The sequence below is a fragment of the Agromyces sp. Root81 genome (assembly GCF_001429165.1).
Lineage (GTDB): Bacteria > Actinomycetota > Actinomycetes > Actinomycetales > Microbacteriaceae > Agromyces.
In genome coordinates, this window is the sequence record NZ_LMIR01000002.1 from 1,684,684 (window position 1) to 1,703,030 (window position 18,347).

18 protein-coding genes are annotated in these 18,347 nt (G+C 70.5%); 13 read left to right on the plus strand and 5 right to left on the minus strand.

Features of this window, described 5'->3' with window-relative positions; translation table 11 throughout:
* Positions 1 to 60 precede the first annotated feature (60 nt).
* Genes ASE14_RS13020 through ASE14_RS13030 form a run of 3 tightly spaced genes read left to right on the plus strand, consistent with a single transcriptional unit; the run spans position 61 to position 4,290 of the window.
* On the plus strand, positions 61 to 1,362 hold the full coding sequence (locus ASE14_RS13020) for a glycosyltransferase (protein ID WP_056655159.1): 1,302 nt from the start codon (positions 61 to 63) through the stop codon (positions 1,360 to 1,362).
* Complete coding sequence (locus ASE14_RS13025; RefSeq protein ID WP_235511336.1) at positions 1,359 to 2,777, plus strand: FAD-binding oxidoreductase; 1,419 nt, start codon at positions 1,359 to 1,361, stop codon at positions 2,775 to 2,777. Before ASE14_RS13020 ends, ASE14_RS13025 begins: the two co-directional genes overlap by 4 nt.
* A 58-nt stretch (positions 2,778 to 2,835) precedes the next feature.
* On the plus strand, positions 2,836 to 4,290 hold the full coding sequence (locus ASE14_RS13030; RefSeq protein WP_056655162.1) for an aminobutyraldehyde dehydrogenase: 1,455 nt from the start codon (positions 2,836 to 2,838) through the stop codon (positions 4,288 to 4,290).
* A gap of 73 nt (positions 4,291 to 4,363) precedes the next feature.
* Here ASE14_RS13030 and ASE14_RS13035 read toward each other — a convergent pair whose 3' ends face one another.
* Positions 4,364 to 5,623, minus strand: coding sequence for an FAD-dependent monooxygenase (locus ASE14_RS13035; RefSeq protein ID WP_056655165.1), 1,260 nt, complete (start codon positions 5,621 to 5,623; stop codon positions 4,364 to 4,366).
* 106 nt (positions 5,624 to 5,729) lie between these two features.
* Here ASE14_RS13035 and ASE14_RS13040 point away from each other — a divergent pair, with 106 nt between their 5' ends.
* On the plus strand, positions 5,730 to 6,326 hold the full coding sequence (locus ASE14_RS13040) for a TetR/AcrR family transcriptional regulator (protein ID WP_056655167.1): 597 nt from the start codon (positions 5,730 to 5,732) through the stop codon (positions 6,324 to 6,326).
* Here the strand turns inward: ASE14_RS13040 and ASE14_RS13045 are convergent, their stop codons facing one another.
* Positions 6,327 to 7,232, minus strand: coding sequence for a rhodanese-related sulfurtransferase (locus ASE14_RS13045; RefSeq protein WP_056655171.1), 906 nt, complete (start codon positions 7,230 to 7,232; stop codon positions 6,327 to 6,329).
* A 152-nt stretch (positions 7,233 to 7,384) separates the two neighbouring features.
* Between ASE14_RS13045 and ASE14_RS13050 the strand changes: the two genes are divergently transcribed.
* Positions 7,385 to 8,143, plus strand: a complete 759-nt coding sequence (locus ASE14_RS13050; RefSeq protein ID WP_056655175.1) for an SDR family NAD(P)-dependent oxidoreductase — start codon at positions 7,385 to 7,387, stop codon at positions 8,141 to 8,143.
* Between the two features lie 46 nt (positions 8,144 to 8,189).
* Positions 8,190 to 8,960, plus strand: a complete 771-nt coding sequence (locus ASE14_RS13055) for a TetR/AcrR family transcriptional regulator (RefSeq protein WP_157372975.1) — start codon at positions 8,190 to 8,192, stop codon at positions 8,958 to 8,960.
* A gap of 39 nt (positions 8,961 to 8,999) precedes the next feature.
* Here the strand turns inward: ASE14_RS13055 and ASE14_RS13060 are convergent, their stop codons facing one another.
* Together ASE14_RS13060 and ASE14_RS13065 are read right to left on the minus strand one after the other, a co-directional pair.
* Positions 9,000 to 9,593 (minus strand): GNAT family N-acetyltransferase, encoded by a 594-nt coding sequence (locus ASE14_RS13060; protein WP_056656372.1) that lies wholly within the window; start codon positions 9,591 to 9,593, stop codon positions 9,000 to 9,002.
* A 44-nt stretch (positions 9,594 to 9,637) separates the two neighbouring features.
* On the minus strand, positions 9,638 to 10,276 hold the full coding sequence (locus ASE14_RS13065) for a LysE family translocator (protein ID WP_056655181.1): 639 nt from the start codon (positions 10,274 to 10,276) through the stop codon (positions 9,638 to 9,640).
* A 49-nt stretch (positions 10,277 to 10,325) separates the two neighbouring features.
* Between ASE14_RS13065 and ASE14_RS13070 the strand changes: the two genes are divergently transcribed.
* From ASE14_RS13070 to ASE14_RS13100, 7 genes are all read left to right on the plus strand, one after another.
* Positions 10,326 to 11,471: an enoyl-CoA hydratase/isomerase family protein gene (locus ASE14_RS13070; protein ID WP_056656376.1), complete on the plus strand. Its 1,146-nt coding sequence runs from the start codon at positions 10,326 to 10,328 to the stop codon at positions 11,469 to 11,471.
* An 83-nt stretch (positions 11,472 to 11,554) separates the two neighbouring features.
* Positions 11,555 to 12,220, plus strand: coding sequence for a GntR family transcriptional regulator (locus ASE14_RS13075; protein ID WP_056655184.1), 666 nt, complete (start codon positions 11,555 to 11,557; stop codon positions 12,218 to 12,220).
* A 31-nt stretch (positions 12,221 to 12,251) separates the two neighbouring features.
* Positions 12,252 to 13,790 (plus strand): MmgE/PrpD family protein, encoded by a 1,539-nt coding sequence (locus ASE14_RS13080; RefSeq protein ID WP_056655186.1) that lies wholly within the window; start codon positions 12,252 to 12,254, stop codon positions 13,788 to 13,790.
* Positions 13,790 to 14,689 (plus strand): methylisocitrate lyase, encoded by a 900-nt coding sequence (prpB, locus tag ASE14_RS13085; protein WP_056655188.1) that lies wholly within the window; start codon positions 13,790 to 13,792, stop codon positions 14,687 to 14,689. Before ASE14_RS13080 ends, prpB begins: the two co-directional genes overlap by 1 nt.
* Positions 14,690 to 14,733: 44 nt before the next feature.
* On the plus strand, positions 14,734 to 15,870 hold the full coding sequence (locus ASE14_RS13090) for a bifunctional 2-methylcitrate synthase/citrate synthase (protein WP_056655191.1): 1,137 nt from the start codon (positions 14,734 to 14,736) through the stop codon (positions 15,868 to 15,870).
* A 3-nt stretch (positions 15,871 to 15,873) separates the two neighbouring features.
* The gene (locus ASE14_RS13095; RefSeq protein WP_056655194.1) at positions 15,874 to 16,500 is read left to right on the plus strand and encodes a dihydrofolate reductase family protein; all 627 of its coding nucleotides are present in this window, start codon (positions 15,874 to 15,876) and stop codon (positions 16,498 to 16,500) included.
* Positions 16,501 to 16,604: 104 nt separating this feature from the next.
* On the plus strand, positions 16,605 to 17,168 hold the full coding sequence (locus ASE14_RS13100) for a thioesterase family protein (RefSeq protein ID WP_056656380.1): 564 nt from the start codon (positions 16,605 to 16,607) through the stop codon (positions 17,166 to 17,168).
* Between the two features lie 7 nt (positions 17,169 to 17,175).
* Here ASE14_RS13100 and ASE14_RS13105 read toward each other — a convergent pair whose 3' ends face one another.
* A complete protein-coding gene (locus ASE14_RS13105; protein WP_056655197.1) occupies positions 17,176 to 18,285 on the minus strand; it encodes an AI-2E family transporter in 1,110 nt (369 codons plus the stop codon).
* Positions 18,286 to 18,347: the final 62 nt, after the last annotated feature.

An 18,347-nucleotide genomic window follows, 5' to 3' on the forward strand; every position in this document is an offset into this window, starting at 1 on the left:
GGTCCAGCCCGGAAGAATTCTCTCTATCCACCTGCAAGGAATTGTCGAATGGAGTCACCGATGACTGAAGAGCGCCGCACGTTCCTGTTCATGCCCGAAAGTGCCTACGGGCCCACGAACAACTGCGTCGGCATCGGCAACGAGCTGCTCCGCCGCGGTCACCGGGTCGTGTTCGCCGCCGAGCGCTCATGGGAGGGCAAGCTCACCGCCCTCGGCTTCGAGGAGGACCTCGTCGACCTCGCCCCGGCCCCGGAGGACGCCGTCGAGCAGGACGCCGGGCAGTTCTGGAAGGACTACATCAAGGAGATCTCGCCCGAGTTCCGCAAGACGACGGCCGAGCAGCTCGAGACCGTGATCCTGCCGATCTGGGAGGCCCTCGTCGACGGCGCGAAGTACTGCGAACCGCAGCTGAAGGCGATCATCGAGCGGGTGCAGCCCGACGTCATCATCGAGGACAACGTGCTCAGCTTCCCGGCCCTCGAGACCGCCGGCCGTCCGTTCGTGCGCATCGTGTCGTGCAACCCGCTCGAGGTGCCGGGCGAGGCCGTCGCGCCCGCCTTCTCGGGTCTCGCCGACGACGACCGCGCCGGCTGGGCGGAGTTCCGCGCAGAGTACGACCGCACGCACCGTGCGCTCTGGGAGGCCTACGACGCCTGGGTGCAGGAGCAGGGCGCTGCGCCGCTGCCGGAGCTCGAGTTCATCCACCACGGCGACGCCAACGTCTACGTCTTCCCCGAGGCCCTCGACTACGACGCCGAGCGTCCGCTGCCCGACGGGTGGCACCGCGTCGACTCCTCGGTGCGCGAGACCGAGACCGAGGTGCCCGAGCTGCCCGCCTCGTTCACCGACGGCTCCCGGCCGCTCGTGTACTTCAGCCTCGGCTCGCTCGGCTCCGCCGACGTCGACCTCATGCGCCGCGTCATCGCCGCGCTCGCCGACCAGCCCGTCAACGTCATCGTCTCGAAGGGGCCGCTGCACGACGAGTTCGAGCTCGCCGACAACATGTGGGGTGCCGAGTTCCTGCCGCAGACGAAGCTGCTGCCGCTCGCCGACCTCGTGATCACGCACGGCGGCAACAACACGACCACCGAGGCGCTGCACTTCGGCAAGCCCATGATCGTGCTGCCCCTCTTCTGGGACCAGTACGACAACGCCCAGCGCGTGCACGAGCGGGGCTTCGGCCTCCGCATCGACCCGTACCGCTTCACGCCCGAGGAGCTCGCGACCGCCGTGCAGACCCTGCTCGGCGACGCGGAGCTCCGCGAGCGCACGGCCGCCGTCGGCGCCGACATCCGCTCGCGAAGCGGGCTCGCGAGCGCCGCCGACGTGATCGAGCGCGTCGCGGTGTCGGAGCACGTGTGAGCCGGTCGCAGCAGGTGACGGATGCCGCGGCGGCCGCCCTCGCCGACGCCGCTCCCACGCCGTACTGGATGGACCGGACGGATGCGCCCGCCCCCGGCAGGCCGCTCAGTGACCGGATCGAGGCCGACCTCGTCGTCATCGGCGCGGGCTTCACCGGGCTGTGGACGGCGTGGCGGGCGCTCGAACGCGACCCCGGCGCATCCGTCGTCATCCTCGAGGCCGATCGGGTCGCCCACGGCGCCACGGGGCGCAACGGCGGGTTCGTGTCGAGCTCGCTCACGCACGGCCTCACCCACGGCACGGCCATCTGGCCCGACCAGGTCGGCGCCCTCGCCGAGGAGGGCGACCGCAACCTCGCCGAGCTCATCGCCACGATCGAGGCCGCCGGCATCGACTGCGACCTGCGTCGCTCGGGCAAGACCACCATCGCCGTCGAGGAGTGGCAGCTCGCCGGTCTCCGCGAGGCGCAGGAGCTCGGCGCCCGGCACGGCGTCGACCTCGAGCTGCAGTCGCGCGACGAGGTGCAGGCCGACGTGCACTCGGCGAGCTACCTCGGCGGGCTTCGCGACCGCACGGGCACGGTGCTCATCGACCCGGCGCGACTCGCGTGGGGCATGGCCGCCGAACTCCAGCGTCGCGGGGTGCGGATCTTCGAGGCATCCGCCGCCACCGGAATCGAGAACAACGGTGCCGGCGTGCGCGTGCGCACGGCGCTCGGCCACGTCGACGCCCGCCATGCGGTCATCGCGACGGCCGCCTACCCGGCGCCGCTCAAGCGCCTCGGCTCGTACATCATGCCGCTCTACGACCACGTGCTCATGACCGAGCCGCTCACCGAGGCGCAGCGCGCGTCGATCGGCTGGGCGGAGGGGCAGGGGCTCACCGATGCCGGCAACCAGTTCCACTACTACCGGCCCACCGCCGACGGGCGGATCCTCTTCGGCGGCTGGGACGCCGTGTACTACTTCGGCGGCAAGGTCGACGCGAGCCTCGAGCAGCGCGACTCCTCGCACGAACTCCTCGCGCGGCACTTCTTCGAGACGTACCCGCAGCTCGGCGGGCTGAAGTTCACGCACCGCTGGGCGGGCCCGATCGACTCGACGACGCGCTTCACGGCGGCCTACGGCACCGCCCGCGGCGGGCGGATCGCCTACGCCGTCGGGCACACCGGCCTCGGCGTGGGCGCCTCGCGGTTCTCGGCGGATGTCGCGCTCGACCTGCTCTCGGGCGAGGCGACGTCGCGGCTGCGCTACGACATCGTGCGCCGCCGTCCGTTCCCGATCCCGCCCGAGCCGTTCCGCAATCCCATCATCCAGTTCACCCGGCACTCGATCCTCGCCGCCGACGCGCACGAGGGGCGGCGCAACCTCTGGCTCCGCACTCTCGACCGCTTCGGCCTCGGCTTCAACTCCTGAGCAGCACCTCCCGAGCAGCACCGGCACGCGGCGTCCGTCGCGGCCCGAAAGGAACACCATGACCACCGGCACCTTCATCGGCGAGTACCGCAGCGGATCGGGCGGCGACACCGTCATCACGAATCCGGCGACCGAGCAGGAGGTCGCGGCGTTCACCGCCTCGGGCGTCGCCGACGTCGACGAGGCCGCGGCCGCCGCGCGCGCCGCGCAGCCCGAGTGGGCCGCGAAGACCCCGGGGGAGCGCTCGCTCGCGCTGCTCCGCCTCGCCGATGCGCTCGAGGCCGACGCCGAGCACCTCGCCAAGCTCGAGGTCGAGGACTCGGGCAAGCCGTGGACGACCGCCTTCGACGGCGAGCTGCCGTTCGGCATCGACAACCTGCGCTTCTTCGCGGGCGCCGCCCGATCGCTCGACGGCACCGGCGCAGGCACGCTCTCGAACGGGTACACCTCGATCATGACGCGCCGCCCGGTGGGCGTCGTCGCCGGGATCACCCCCTGGAACTTCCCGCTCATCATGGCGATCTGGAAGGCCGGCCCCGCGCTCGCCGCGGGCAACGCCGTGATCGTCAAGCCCGCGCCGGCCACGCCGCGCACGACCCTGCGGTTCGCCGAGCTCGCCGTGCAGGCCGGGCTGCCCGCCGGCATCTTCAGCGTCGTCACCGGCGACGCCGAGGTCGGCCAGGCCCTCGTCACCCACCGCGAGGTCGACATGGTGAGCGTCACCGGTTCGACCCAGACCGGCAAGGCCGTCATGCGCGGCGCCGTCGAAGGTGTCAAGCGCGTGCACCTCGAGCTCGGCGGCAAGGCGCCCGTCATCGTCTTCACGGACGCCGACCTCGGCGCCATGGCGCACGCCGTCGCACTCGGCGCGACCTACAACACGGGCCAGGACTGCACCGCGGCCACCCGCGTCTACCTCGAGCGCTCGGTCTACGACGACGGCGTCGCGGCGCTCCGCGCCGCCATCTCGGGCATCGTCGCCGGCGACCCGATGGACGCCGACACCCACATCGGCCCGCTCATCTCGAAGACGCACCTCGAGCGCGTGTCGGGCTTCGTCTCCCGTGCCGTCGCCGGGGGCGCCGAGGCGCTCGCCGGCGGCCACGCCATCGACCGCGTCGGCTCGTACTTCGCGCCGACCCTGCTCGTCGGCGCCGCGCAGTCGTCCGAGATCGTGCAGGGCGAGGTGTTCGGCCCCGTGCTCGTCGTGCTCCCGTTCGACGGCGAGGCCGAGGGCATCGCACTCGCGAACGACAGCGCCTACGGGCTCGCCTCGTCGGTCTGGACCTCGGATGTCTCGCGCGCCCTGCGCGTGAGCCAGTCGCTCGACGTCGGCGTGACCTGGGTCAACGACCACCTGCCGATCGCGTCGGAGGCGCCGCACGGCGGCGTGAAGGGCTCGGGCTTCGGCAAGGACATGTCGATCGAGCCGATGCTCGACTACTCGGTCACGCGCCACCTCATGATCCGGCACGCGCCGCCGCCCGAGACGACGGGCTTCCGCCCGGCCTGACGGCCGGTCGGTCGGTGGAGTAGCGAAGCGTATCGAGACCAGCCCGACGGGGTCTCGATACGCTCCTTCGTCGCTACTCGACCGGCGAGGTGCGCACCCGGTCGGTCGCCGCGACCGGGAGGGGCAGCTCGGTCTGGTTCGCGGCGAACATCCGCTTCACGAGGGGGCGGGCGAGCTTCGAGAGCATGAGGCCCGTCATGGCGCGCGACATCAGCGCCTCGAAGCGGTTCGCCGGCACCATGCGCTCGATGCCGCCGCCCATGAGCTTCGTGCCGGCTTCGGCGAAGGGCACGATGTCGCTCGCGTACTGCTTCGCGGCGGCAGCCGGGTCGCCCGGCGTCTCGGCGATGCGGGCGGCGAGCAGGTAGGCGCCGATGAGCGCGGTCGCGGTGCCCATGCCCGACATCGGCGAGCCGCACGCTGCGGCGTCGCCGATGAGCACGACCCGGCCGTTCGCGGCTTCGGGAACGTCGATGCGCGCGAGCTCGTCGAAGTAGAAGTCGGATGCCCCGGGCATGGCGGCGAGCACCGTGGGGGCGTGCCATCCGGCGCCCTCGAGGGCCCGGCGGATGAGCGCCTCCTGCGCGGCCCGGTCGCCGCGCAGCGCCGGGTCGCGCGGGACGCGCAGCGTGAGGATCGCCTTGGAGGTCGACGGGTCGAAGTCGGGGCGGATGCCGAAGGTCGCGCCCGGCACGAACCGCATCGAGAACCAGCCCGGCTCGACGTCGGCGGGCGTCGGCAGCGTGAAGAACGCCATGTAGCCGCCGAGGTACGTCGAGTAGGCCTCCTCGGGCCCGAAGGCGACGCGGCGGGTCGCCGAGTGCACGCCGTCGGCGCCGACGACGAGGTCGAACCGCTCGGCGGGGGCGTGCTCGAAGGCGACGTCGACGCCGTCGGCGTCCTGCGTGATGGCGGTGATGCGGTCGCCGTAGCGCAGTGCGAGCAGTCCCGGCGCGGCCTCGCCCGACGCGGTGAGCGACTCGAGCAGCACCTCGTCGAGGTCGCCGCGGGCGATCTCGATCTCGGCGACCGCGCCCTTGCCGTCGAAGTCCTCCATCGACATGCGGCCGAACACCCGGCCGGCGCCGTCGACGTAGGAGAGGCCGAGTTCGTGCAGCAGTCGCGCCCGGATGCCGGGCATGAGCCCCATGCGCTCGGCGACCTCGCGGCTGGCTCCGCGGAGATCGACGGCCTGGCCGCCGGGGCGGGGTGCGTCGGCGCGCTCGACGACGGTGGCCCGGATGCCGCCGCGGACGAGCTGCAGGGCGAGTGCGTGGCCGGCGATGCCGCCGCCGGAGATCAGGATGTGCGGAGTGGTGTCGGTGGTGGTCATCGCCGTGCCCTTCGGTGTGTTGGACGTTTGTCTTATACATATGTCTAACGCTGGTTGAGACAGATGTCTAGTACGAATGTCTGAATCGTTCGCGTACGATCGGTGCATGGGCAATCGTGAAGACCTGCTGGCCGGGGCGCGCCGGGTGATCGTCGAGCGGGGGGTCGCGAAGGCCACCGCACGTGACATCGCGAGTGCTGCCGGCGTGAGCCTCGCTGCGATCGGCTATCACTTCGGCTCGAAGGAGCAGCTGATCACCGAGGCGCTCATGGAGTCGCTCGGCGACGGCATCGGCGACGGCATGGAGGCGGTGGTCGGCGAGACTGCCGGGCTCCCGCTGCTCGACGGCTTCGCCGAGCTCTGGAACCGCATGCCCGAGGTGTTCGCGGCGAACCGCGAGCCCCTGCTCGCGAGCCTCGACAACACCGTGCGCGTGCTGCGGGACCCCGAGGCCAGCCGGCACCTCGCCGAGGCCGCGGGGGAGGGCTACCTGGGCATCGCCGAGCAGCTGCGCGCTGCGCGCCCCGAGCTCTCCGACGCGCAGGTCGATGCCGTCGCCAAACTCGACTTCGCGCTCGTGCAGAGTCTCGGCATCCTCTGGCTGCTGTCCCCAGAAAGCCTGCCGAGCGGCGACGAACTCGCCCGCGCGGTCGCCGTCATCGCCGGCACCGAGCCGCCGGCCGGGCCCGCGCCGGTCGAGTAGCTACGCGAGCAGCGCCGTCGTCGTGTGCTTCGCGCACGTCGTGGCGTCGCACGACTCGCACACGACGAATTGCGCGCGGCACGCGGCATCCGTGCAGTTGGCGGTGCGCTTCGTCGGCGCGCCGCACGCGACGCAGGTGCCGATCACGGCGGTGTGGTCGCTGAAGTCGACCGAGCCGCGCCCGTCGAAGACGTAGAGCGAACCCTGCCAGAGGCCGCCGTCGCCGAACCGCTCGCCGTAGCGCACGATGCCGCCCTCGAGCTGGTAGACCTCGCCGAAGCCGCGGCTCGTCATGAGGCTCGAGAGCACCTCGCAGCGGATGCCGCCGGTGCAGTAGGTGACGACCGGGCGGCCCTTCAGTTCGTCGTACTTTCCGGAGTCGAGCTCGTCGACGAAATCGCGGGTCGTCTCGACGTCGGGCACGACGGCGCCGGCGAAGCGGCCGATCGCCGCCTCGAGCGCGTTGCGGCCGTCGAAGAACACGACGTCGTCGCCGCGCTCGGCCATGAGCTCGTGCAGCGCGTCGGGGCTCAGCTTCGCACCGCCGCCGACGACGCCCTGCTCGTCGACGCGCAGCTCGCCGGGTGCGCCGAACGAGACGATCTCGTCGCGCACCTTGACGCTGAGCTTCGGGAAGTCGAGGCTCGCGCCCTGCTCGTCGAGGCCGGTGCCCTCGCTCCACTTGAAGTCGATGTGCTTGAACGCCGGGTACTCGCGGGTCTTGCGCACGTAGCGCTTGAGCGCGCCCATCTCGCCGCCGAGCGTGCCGTTGATGCCGTCCTTCGAGAGCAGGATGCGCCCGCGCAGCCCGAGGGACTCGGCGAGGTCGCGCTGCCACAGCCGCACGGCGTCGGGGTCGGCGATCGGCGCGAAGGCGTAGTAGAGGAGGATCTTGGCGAGGGCCACCCCGAGATCATACGGGCGCTCGCTCCGGGTCGCGTGTGAGGTCGCTGCAGTCGGCGCCGAGAGTCGGACGAGGGTGGGGTTGCTTAACTGGTGCATTCATATACTGTTTACGTCAGTACTAGTAATTCACACGACCCTCGAGGAGCACGACGATGACCGAGATCGCTTCAGGCCGCTTCGGCGGCCGCACCGCCATCATCACGGGAGCGGGCTCCGGTATCGGCCGAGCGGCCGCCCGGATCCTCGCCGCCGAGGGGGCGACGGTGATCGCCTCGGACATCGCGGCCGATCGGCTGCAGGAGCTCGCGGGGGAGCTGGGCGACTTCGACGTGCGCACCGTCGCCGGCGACGTGACCAGGGAGCAGACCGTGCGCGAGCTCGTCGAGGCAGCGGAGGGCAGGGTCGACATCCTCGCCAACATCGCCGGCATCATGGACGGCGTCCTGCCCGCCGACGAGGTCGACGACGCCACGTGGCAGCGCGTGTTCGACATCAACGTCACCGCCGTGCTCCGCACGACGCGCGCCGTCGTCCCGCTCATGCGCGAGCGGGGAGCGGGGGCGATCGTCAACATCGCCTCCGAGGCCTCCTTCCGCGGGTCGGTGGGCGGTGCCGCGTACACCGCGTCGAAGCACGCCGTGGCCGGACTGACGAAGAGCAGCGCATTCATGTACGGACCGCAGGGCATCCGCACGAACGCGGTGGCGCCGGGGGCCGTCGTCACCGGGCTCGACGTGTCGTGGCGCTCCGAATACGGCGCAGCCCGCACCGGCCCGGTGCTGCAGGCGACGATGTCGGCTCCCGCCTCCGCCGAGCAGATCGCCGGCACGGTGGCCTGGCTCGCCAGCGACGAGGCCGCGAACATCAACGGCGTGATCCTCGCCTCCGACGGCGGCTGGTCGGCGGTCTGATCGAGGCCGCCCCTAGGCTGGCTGGAGCAGAGCGGAAGGGGCGGCAGTGGCCGACGACACGGCGGGTCCGGAAATGCCGAGGGCGATCGCGCTGGCCTGGGGTACGGTGCCGTCGCCGCAGCGCGGACCGAAGCGGGAGTTCAGCCTCGACCAGGTGCTCGACGCCGCCGTGATGCTCGCCGACGCCGACGGCATCGACGCCGTGACCATGCCCGCGGTCGCCCAAGCGCTCGGGCTCACGGCGATGTCGCTCTACCGGTACGTGTCCTCGAAGGAGACCCTCCTCCTCCTCCTCCAGGAGACGGGCATGGGGGTCCCGCCCGAATCGATCGGCCAGGCGAAGGGGTGGCGGGCGGGGCTCGAGGCGTACGCCGAGGCATCCGGCGCCGTCTACCGACGCCACCCGTGGATGCTGGACATCACGATCTCGGGCATCGCGAGCACGCCGAACAACCTCGCCTGGTTCGAAGCCGGACTCGCTGCGCTCGCCGACACCACGCTGTCGCGGGAGGAACGGGTCGCCGTCGTCCTCCAGGTCAGCGGTCATGCCAGGTTCCGTGCGCTCGTCGAGCGCGGCTACGCCGACCGCGCCGACGAGGCGGGTGAGCAGCTCTCGGGCATCGTGCTCTCCGAGGCGCGACTGCTCGGCCGGCTCGTCACCGAGGATCGGTTCCCCGAACTGCACGCCACGCTCGGCAGCGGTGCGCTGGTCGACGCCCGGTTCGACAACTTCGACTTCGGCCTCGCGCGGCTGCTCGACGGCGTCGCTCACTACATCGGCCCGACGGTCGGCTCCCACGCCTCACCCGTGAGGTGAGGCGGACGTCGGGTTGCCACCCCTCGTCGAACGAATCGATCAGGCGCGCGCCGCCCACTCGGGGCGCAGGATCGACATCGTGGTCGCATCGATGTACGCGTCGTCGAAGCGCAGTGCGGAGCGTCGCACGCCCTCGACGACGAATCCCGCCTTCTCGTAGACACGCTGCGCGCGCGGGTTGAATGCGAACACCTCGAGCTCCAGACGGTGCAGCGGAGTCGCGGCGAACGCATGATCGACGATGAGGCGTGTCGCCGCCGAGCCGATGCCCCGGTCGCGCCCGGCCGGTCCGATGAGGATGCGGAAGCCGGCCGACCGGTTCCCGTCGTTCCAGTCGTTGATGACGGCCTCGCCGACGCAGGCGCCGGTCACGACGTCGATGATCGCCAGGTCGAGGCGATCGACCTGCTCGTTCCGTGTCTCGTACCAGGTGAGCGTGCGCTCGTCGAGGACGGGGCGCTCACCGGCGATCGCTGCGGTGCTGTGCACGCTGCCGGTCAGGCGGAGCACCTCGGCGTCGGCGAGGATCGGCCCCATCGCCTCGATGTCCGCCGGTTCGAACGGGCGGAGCAACGCCCGATCGGAGCGCAGCGTCGGCTTGTCGGCGAACGGTCGCTCGGGGTCGAACGTCATCTCGGAACCGTCCTCGGCATGCGGTGCGTCGAAGCGCACGGTGCTCAGTGCTTGTTGCCGCTGAGCGCGAGCACGCCGCCGAGGCCGATCATCATCACGCCGCCCGTCGCCGAGAGGTGCTCGAGTCGCTTCGGGGAGCGCGCGAACCATCCGCGCGCTGCGCTCGCGGCCAGCGCCCACACCGAGTCGCACAGCAGGGCGAGCACGATGAAGACGACGCCGAGCTCGAAGAGCTGCAGCGGGATCGATCCCGCCGAGAACGAGACGAACTGCGGCAGCACCGCCACGAAGAAGGCGATCGTCTTGGGATTCGTGACCCCGACGATGAACCCCTCGGTCAGCTGGCGCCAGTGCGAACGCGGAGGCGTCTTGCGATCGACGGATGCCGCGGCATCCGCTCGGTGCCTGATGGCCTGCACGCCGAGGTAGACGAGGTAGGCCGCACCCGCGAACTTGATGATCGTGAAGAGCACGACCGACTGGGCGACGATCGCGCCGACGCCGAGCGCGACGGCGGCGACGAGCGGCACCATGCCGAGCGCGTTGCCGACCACGCTGAGCAGACCGCCGATCCGCCCGAGCGCGAGCGAACGCCCGATCACGAACAGCACGCTCGGGCCGGGGATCACGATGAGCACGATCGACGCGACGACGAACGCCCAGAGATTCTCCATGGGGACCATTCCCGCATGCTACCCGCACCCGTCGGCGGATACGGCTACGGTGGCACTCGTGAGCGACCACATCTCCGCGAGCGTCGCCGACGGTGTCGGCCACGTCACGCTCGACCGTCCGCAGGCGCTGAACGCCCTGAGCTACGAGATGATCGGCGAGCTCGCCGCGGTCTTCGAGCTCTGGCGACACGACTCCGAGGTCGGGGTCGTCGTGCTCGACGGCGCGGGGGAGCGCGGCTTCTGCGCGGGCGGCGACATCCGCGAGCTCTACACGTACGCCTCGAACGACGACCACGCTGAGGCCAGGCAGTTCTTCCGCGAGGAGTACCGGCTCGACGCGATGATCGCGCGCTACCCGAAGCCCGTCGTCGCGATCATGGACGGCATCACGATGGGCGGCGGCATCGGCCTCGCCGGGCACGCCTCGATCCGCGTCGTCACCGAACGCTCGCGCATCGCGATGCCCGAGACCCGCATCGGCTTCACCCCGGATGTCGGCGGCTCCTGGCTGCTCGCGAAGGCGCCCGGCGAGCTCGGCGTGCACCTCGCCCTCAACTCCCGCACGATGGACGCCGCCGACGCCATGCACGCGGGCTTCGCCGACTTCTTCGTGCCCTCCGAGCGCCTGCCGCACCTCCTGCAGGCGCTCGCCGAGCGCGCCGACCCGGGCAGCCCCGCCGAGATCGTCATGCTCTTCGACGAGACGCCCGGCCCGTCGGCGCTGGCCCTCGCCCGCGACTGGGTCGACGCCTGCTACTCGGCGCCGACCGTCGCCGAGATCATCGAGCGTCTCCGCGCCTTCGCCGGCGACCGTGGGTCGAGGAGCGAGCGCAGCGAGGGTCTCGAGACCTCGGATGCATCGTCGAGCGCGTTCCCGCTGCATCCGCTCGACCCTGGGGCGACCGCCTACGCGGCCGCAGCCGCCGACGAGCTCGAGACCCTCTCGCCGACCGCGCTCACCGTGACGCTCGAATCCGTGCGGCGCGCGCGCACGCTGCGCAGCCTCGAAGACGCCCTCGAGCAGGAGTTCCGTCTCGTCTCGTGGTTCATCGAGCAGCACGACCTGCGGGAGGGCATCCGCGCCCAGGTCATCGACAAGGACCGCAACCCGCGATGGAATCCGTCGACGCTCGACGCCGTCGAACCCGGCCTCGCAGCGCGCGTGCTCGACGACGCCCGGTTCGATCCGGTCTGGCCGGCGTAGCGTTTGTATACATCAAGCGCGAGCTGAGCGACGGTTTGCGCGATCCTCCATCGCAGCGTATACATAAGTGGGGAGGATTGAGCATGAGAGCCAGCGAACGCGCGTACCGGGAACTCCGCGAGGAGATCCTCGACGGCGTGCTCGCCCCCGGCGCCGCACTCGCAGAGGTCGAGCAGGCGAACCGCCTCGGGGTCTCGCGCACGCCGGTTCGCGAAGCGCTCGCCCGACTCGAGGCCGACGGCCTCGCGACCGCCGCCTCCGCCCGGGTGCTGCAGGTCAGCGAGCTGTCGCCCGCGAGCATCACCGCGCTCTACGAGCTGCGCGAGGCGCTCGAGGAGCAGGCGGCCCGGCTCGCGGCCACGCGCCGCGACCCGGCTCGGTTCACCGAACTCCACGATCGTCTCGCCGAAGCCCCTGCGCTGCTCGATGCCGGTGAAGCGGGCCTCCGCACCTACTACGACGTCGTCGACGCGCTCGACGAGGAGATCGACGCCGCGACCGCCAATCCGATGCTCGTCGCGGCCCTCCGCAGCGCGCGCCTGCACTCCGCACGGGTGCGGCGGCTGGCCCGCCACAATCCCGAGCGGCTGCGCGCCGCGGCATCCGAGCACCTCCTGATCGTCGAGGCGATCATCGCCGGCGACGCCTCGCTCGCCGCCCACGCCAGCCACGTGCACCTGCACATGAGCCTTCGCCACGCACTCGCATCGATCGAGTCTCGTCAGCCAGACGGGCACCGCGTAGCCTGACCGATGGAACAGTTCTGAAAGGGCCGCCACCATGCACCTCCACCACCTTCGCACGCACCGCAGCGACGAGAACCTCGCCCGCGAGGGCCAGCTCGCCTGGAAGCTCGCCGGCGTCGCGACCGACCCGGTCGAGCTCGACGACGACGTCGTCGACATGGTGGTGAACCGCGTCATCGACAACGCGGCCGTCGCGGCCGCCTCGATCGCGCGGCACCCGGTCGTCTCGGCCCGCAGCCAGGCGCTCGCCCACCCCGTCTCGATCGGCGGCGACGGCGCAACGGTCTTCGGCGCGGACGCCGCCCGCCGCACGAGCCCCGAGTGGGCCGCGTGGGCCAACGGGGTGGCCGTCCGCGAACTCGACTTCCACGACACCTTCCTGGCCGCCGAGTACTCGCACCCCGGCGACAACATCCCGCCGATCGTCGCCGTCGCCCAGCACCTCGCGGCGAACCGCGGCCTCACCGGGCGCGACCTCGTGCGCGGCATCGCGACGGGGTACGAGATCCAGATCGACCTCGTGAAGGCGATCTCGTTGCACAAGCACAAGATCGACCACGTCGCCCACCTCGGCCCGTCGGCCGCTGCCGGCATCGGCACCCTGCTGGGCCTCGACCAGGAGACGATCTTCCAGGCCATCGGCCAGGCGCTGCACACGACGACGGCGACCCGCCAGTCCCGCAAGGGCGAGATCTCGACGTGGAAGGCGCACGCCCCCGCGTTCGCCGGCAAGATGGCCGTCGAGGCGGTCGACCGCGCGATGCGCGGCCAGACGAGCCCCGTGCCGATCTACGAGGGCGAGGACGGCGTCATCGCGTGGCTCCTCGACGGGCCGGATGCCTCCTACGAGGTGCCGCTGCCCGAGGTGGGGGAGGCCAAGCGCGCCATCCTCGACTCGTACACGAAGGAGCACTCGGCCGAGTACCAGGCGCAGGCGTGGATCGACCTCGCCCGCAAGCTCCACGACGAGTACCCGCTGATCCTCGACGACCCGTCGCGCATCGAGTCGGTCACCCTGCACACCTCGCACCACACGCACTACGTGATCGGCTCCGGGGCGAACGACCCGCAGAAGTACGATCCGGATGCCTCGCGCGAGACGCTCGACCACTCGATCCCGTACATCTTCACCGTCGCCCTGCAGGACGGCACGTGGGATCACGCCGAGTCGTACTCGCCCGAGCGCGCCCACCGCACCGACACCGTCGAGCTGTGGAAGAAGGTCACGACCGTCGAAGACGAGGAGTGGACCCGCCGCTACCACTCGAACGACATCGCCGAGAAGGCGTTCGGCGGCCGTGTGGTCATCAAGCTCGCCGACGGCGGCGAGATCGTCGACGAGATCGCCGTGGCCGACGCGCACCCGCTCGGCGCCCGGCCGTTCGCCCGCGAGCAGTACGTGCAGAAGTTCCGCACGCTCGCCGAGTGGGCGCTCACGCCCGACGAGATCGAGCGATTCCTCGACGTCGCGCAGCGCCTGCCCGAGCTCGGGCCCGACGAGCTCGGCGGCCTCACCTTCACGGTGGCGCCGGGCGCACTCGTCGGCGTCGAGATCCCGGAGGGGCTGTTCTGATGCTGTACGCGACGACGACGCCCGCCGAGAAGCGCCGGCTCTTCCGCGAGCGGCTCGCCACCGGCGAGATCATGCGCTTCCCCGGTGCGTTCAACCCGCTCTCGGCGCGGCTCATCGAGCAGAAGGGCTTCGAGGGCGTCTACATCTCGGGCGCCGTGCTCTCCGCCGACCTCGGCCTGCCCGACATCGGCCTGACGACCCTCACCGAGGTTGCAGGCCGCGGCAAGCAGATCGCACGCATGACCGAGCTCCCCGCGATCATCGACGCCGACACCGGCTTCGGCGAGCCGATGAACGTCGCCCGCACGGTGCAGGAGATGGAGGACGCGGGACTCGCGGGCCTCCACATCGAGGACCAGATCAACCCGAAGCGGTGCGGCCACCTCGACGGCAAGCAGGTGGTCGACGAGTCGACCGCGCTGCAGCGCATCCGCGCGGCGGTCGACGCCCGCCGCGACCCGAACTTCCTCGTCATGGCGCGCACCGACATCGCCGCGGTCGACGGGCTCGCCGCGGCGGTCGACCGGGCGAAGGCCCTCGTCGATGCCGGCGCCGACGCGATCTTCCCCGAGGCGATGCGATCGCTCGCCGAGTTCGAGGCGGTTCGCGCCGCGGTCGACGTGCCCCTGCTCGCGAACATGACCGAGTTCGGCAAGAGCGAGCTCTTCACCGTGCAGCAGCTCGCCGACGTCGGCATGAACATCGTCATCTGGCCGGTGTCCTTGCTGCGCCTGGCGATGGGCTCGGCCGTTCGCGGTCTCGACGAGATCGAGGCGACGGGCTCGCTCGTCGGCAAGCTCGACGAGATGCAGCACCGCGCCGATCTCTACGAGCTCATCGACTACGAGGGCTACAACCACTTCGATACGAGTATCTTCAACTTCACCGTCGCACGCTGAGCCCGACGCCCAGCGATCATGAGGAACGAGCAAGGGAGCATCCCATGGCAGAGCAGCCAGAGATCTACAAGGGTCTGGCCGGAGTGCCGGTCGATTACACCGCCATCTCGAAGGTGAATCCCGAGTCGAACTCGCTGCTCTACCGCGGCTACCCGGTGCAGGAGCTCGCGGCCTCCGCGACGTTCGAGGAGGTCGCGTACCTGCTCTGGTACGGCGAGCTGCCGGATGACGCGCAGCTGGCCGAGTTCGAGGAGCGCGAGCGCTCGCTCCGCGGCCTCGACCACGAGGTCAAGCGCATCATCGACGAGCTGCCCCTCACCGCGCACCCGATGGACGTCGTGCGCACCGCCGTCTCGGTCATCGGCGCGAGCGACCCGGAGACGCCCGACAGCAGCCTCGAGGCGAACCTCGACAAGTCGATCCGCCTGCTCGCGAAGCTGCCCTCGATCGTCTCCTACGACCAGCGCCGCCGCCACGAGCTCGAGTTCGTCGAGCCGCGCGGCGACCTCGGCTTCTCGGCGAACTTCCTCTGGCAGACCTTCGGCGAGCTGCCCGAGCTGCCGGTCGTGAGCGCGTTCGACGTGTCGATGATCCTCTACGCCGAGCACTCGTTCAACGCGTCGACCTTCACCGCGCGCGTGATCACCTCGACGCTCGCCGACCTCTACTCGGCGGTGACCGGTGCGATCGGCGCCCTCAAGGGCGCGCTGCACGGCGGCGCCAACGAGGCCGTCATGCACACGTTCGAAGAGATCGGCACGGGCCCGGGCGGCGCGGAGCGCGCCGCGGCCTGGCTCGACACCGCCCTCGCCGAGAAGCGCAAGATCATGGGCTTCGGGCATCGGGTCTACAAGAACGGCGACTCCCGCGTGCCGACGATGCGCGACGCGATGGAGCGCATGGTCGAGTACTACGAGCGGCCCGACCTGCTCGAGCTCTACGTCGCCCTCGAGGCGGCGATGGCCGAGCGCAAGGGCATCAAGCCGAACCTCGACTACCCGGCCGGCCCCGCCTACCACCTGATGGGCTTCGACACCCTCACGTTCACGCCGCTGTTCGTGGCGAGCCGCATCACCGGCTGGACGGCGCACATCATGGAGCAGGCGGCGTCGAACGCCCTCATCCGACCGCTGTCGGTCTACAACGGCGTCGACGAGCGGCACGTGCCCGAGAAGCGCTGACCGATGACCCACGTCTTCCTCGAGATGACGATGACCGTCGATGGATTCACCGCGGCGGTGGGCGTGAGTCTCGAGCATCCGTTCGGGCTCGAGGGGGAGCGCGTGCACGCGTGGATGCGCGACTCGGTGTTCACCGGTGCGCCGCCCGGCACCGGCGACACCGGCGAAGAGGTCGATCGCGATGCCGTCGCGAAGCTCTACGAGTCGACCGGCGCATTCGTACTCGGCCGCCGCACGCTCGATGTCCGGGAGGCCGTCTGGGGCGACGACCCGGTGTTCCAGGGGCGCCCGTGCTTCGTCGTCACGAGTCGACCTCACGAGCCGTACGTGCGCGGCGGCTCGCGCTACGAGTTCGTCACCGGTGGTGTGGCCGAAGCGATCGCCCGGGCCAGCGCGGCCGCGAGTGCGGCATCCGTCTGCGTCATCGGCGGTGCGGATGTCGCGCGGCAGGCGCTCGCCCTCGGACTCGTCGACGAGGCACTGCTCCACATCGTGCCGGTGCTCCTCGGCGGCGGCGACCGGCTCTTTCCCGACTCGGCTCCGAATCGAGTGGAGCTCGAGCCGGTCTCCGCGATTCAGGGTGCACGGGCGACGCACCTGCGCTACCGGCTGCCGACCACCCTCGGGTAGTCATCGCGGGCTCGCACAACGAGAGCCGCGGCATCCGTTCCGGTGACTGTGGCTTCCGCCAATGTCGGATGATCCACCACGAATCCGTCATACAGTCGTGGATCATGCACATGTTCTTCCGCACCCTGCTCCACGTGCTGTTCCTCTCGCGCCGCAAGCCCGACCTCGGACACTGGGACGTTGCCCGCACGAACTTCATCACGCTGCCGACCGACCTCGACATCAACCGCCACATGAACAACGGCGTCTACTTCTCGATCATGGATGTCGCGCGCTTCGACATGCTCGTGCGCAACGGCGTCTGGGCGATGATGCGGGAGAAGAACTGGTACCCCGTCGTCGCGAGCGAGACGGTCACCTTCCGCAAGTCGCTGCAGCTCTGGGACCGCTTCACGATCGAGTCGCGCCTCGTCGGCCACGACGACAAGGCCGTCTACGTGGAGCATCGCTACGTGCGGCCCGGGCCCGACGGCGAGCCCGAGATCTACGCGCAGGGCTTCATCCGCGCCCGGTTCCTCAAGAAGGCGGGCGGCACGGTGCCGATGTCCGAGATCGTCGAGGCGCTCGGCGTCTCGGACGCGGACGAGATCCCCGACTGGATGGAACGCTGGGGTCAGGATGTCGCGCTGCCGGCGACGCGCGCGGCGGCGCCGTCGCTCTGGAACTGACGAGGCGCTAGCTCAGCGCCTTCTTCGGCACGACGACCTCTTTGATGATGAGCAGGATGCCGGCGGCGACGGGGATCGCGACGAGCGCGCCCGGGAGTCCGCCGAGCGTGCCTCCGGCGAGGGCCGCGATGAGCACGATCGAGCCGGGCACCTGCACGGCCTTGCTCATCACGCGGGGTGTGAGGATGTAGGCCTCGACCTGCATGTAGACGAGCATCGCGATGAGCACGATGAGCGCAGCCACCGGGGAGACGAACAACGAGATCACCGTCATGACCGCCGTGGTGAGCACCGTGCCGATGAGCGGGATGAGCGTGATGAAGAACGCGGCGACGGCGATGACGAGTGCGAACGGCACCCCCACGAGCAGCAGCAGGATGAAGCTGTAGACGGCGTTGAAGAAGGCGAGCACCACCATTCCGCTGAGGTAGCGGCCGACGTTCTGCATGATGCGCTCGGCGTAGCCGACGACGCGCTCACGGTGTGACGCGGAGATGAGCGTGTAGATCGCCCGCTTCGAGGAGTCGAGGGTCGCGGTGAAGTAGATCGTCAGGATGAAGATGAAGAACGCGCTCGAGAGGCCGCCTAGGATCGCGAATCCGACGTTCAGGGCGCCGCCGCCGATGGTCGCCCAGAAGTTCGGGTCGCTGATGGTGTCGACGACCCACTTGTAGACCGCGCCGAGCACGCCGCCCGAACCGGACTGCACATCCTGGAACCAGTCCTGCGTCTGCAGGTTCTGGTACATCGTGGGAAGGCTGTTGATGAATGCCGTCGCCTGGCTGATGACGATGGGGAGCACGAGCCAGAGCATCCCGGCGATCACGAGGATGAACAGGATGATGACCGTGACGATGGCCGCGCCGCGCTTCAGGCCGCGGCGCTCGAACCAGCGCACGAGCGGGTCGAGCCCGAGCGTGATGAACGCGGCGGCGAGCACCGAGAAGACGACGCTCGAGATGCTCGCGAAGGCGGTGGCGATGCCGAGCGCGACCACGACGCCGAGGGTCGCGATGAACGCCCACTGGAACGGCTTGTTCGTCATCAGGTTCGACTGGCGCTCTCGCCAGCCGGGGGCGGCCTCGGTCTCGCGGGCTCGCCGCTCGATGCTCTTCACGGCGCAAGTCTAGGGTTGCGGAGGTCCCGGGCACGGGACATCCTCCGCTCGTCGTCGCGAGG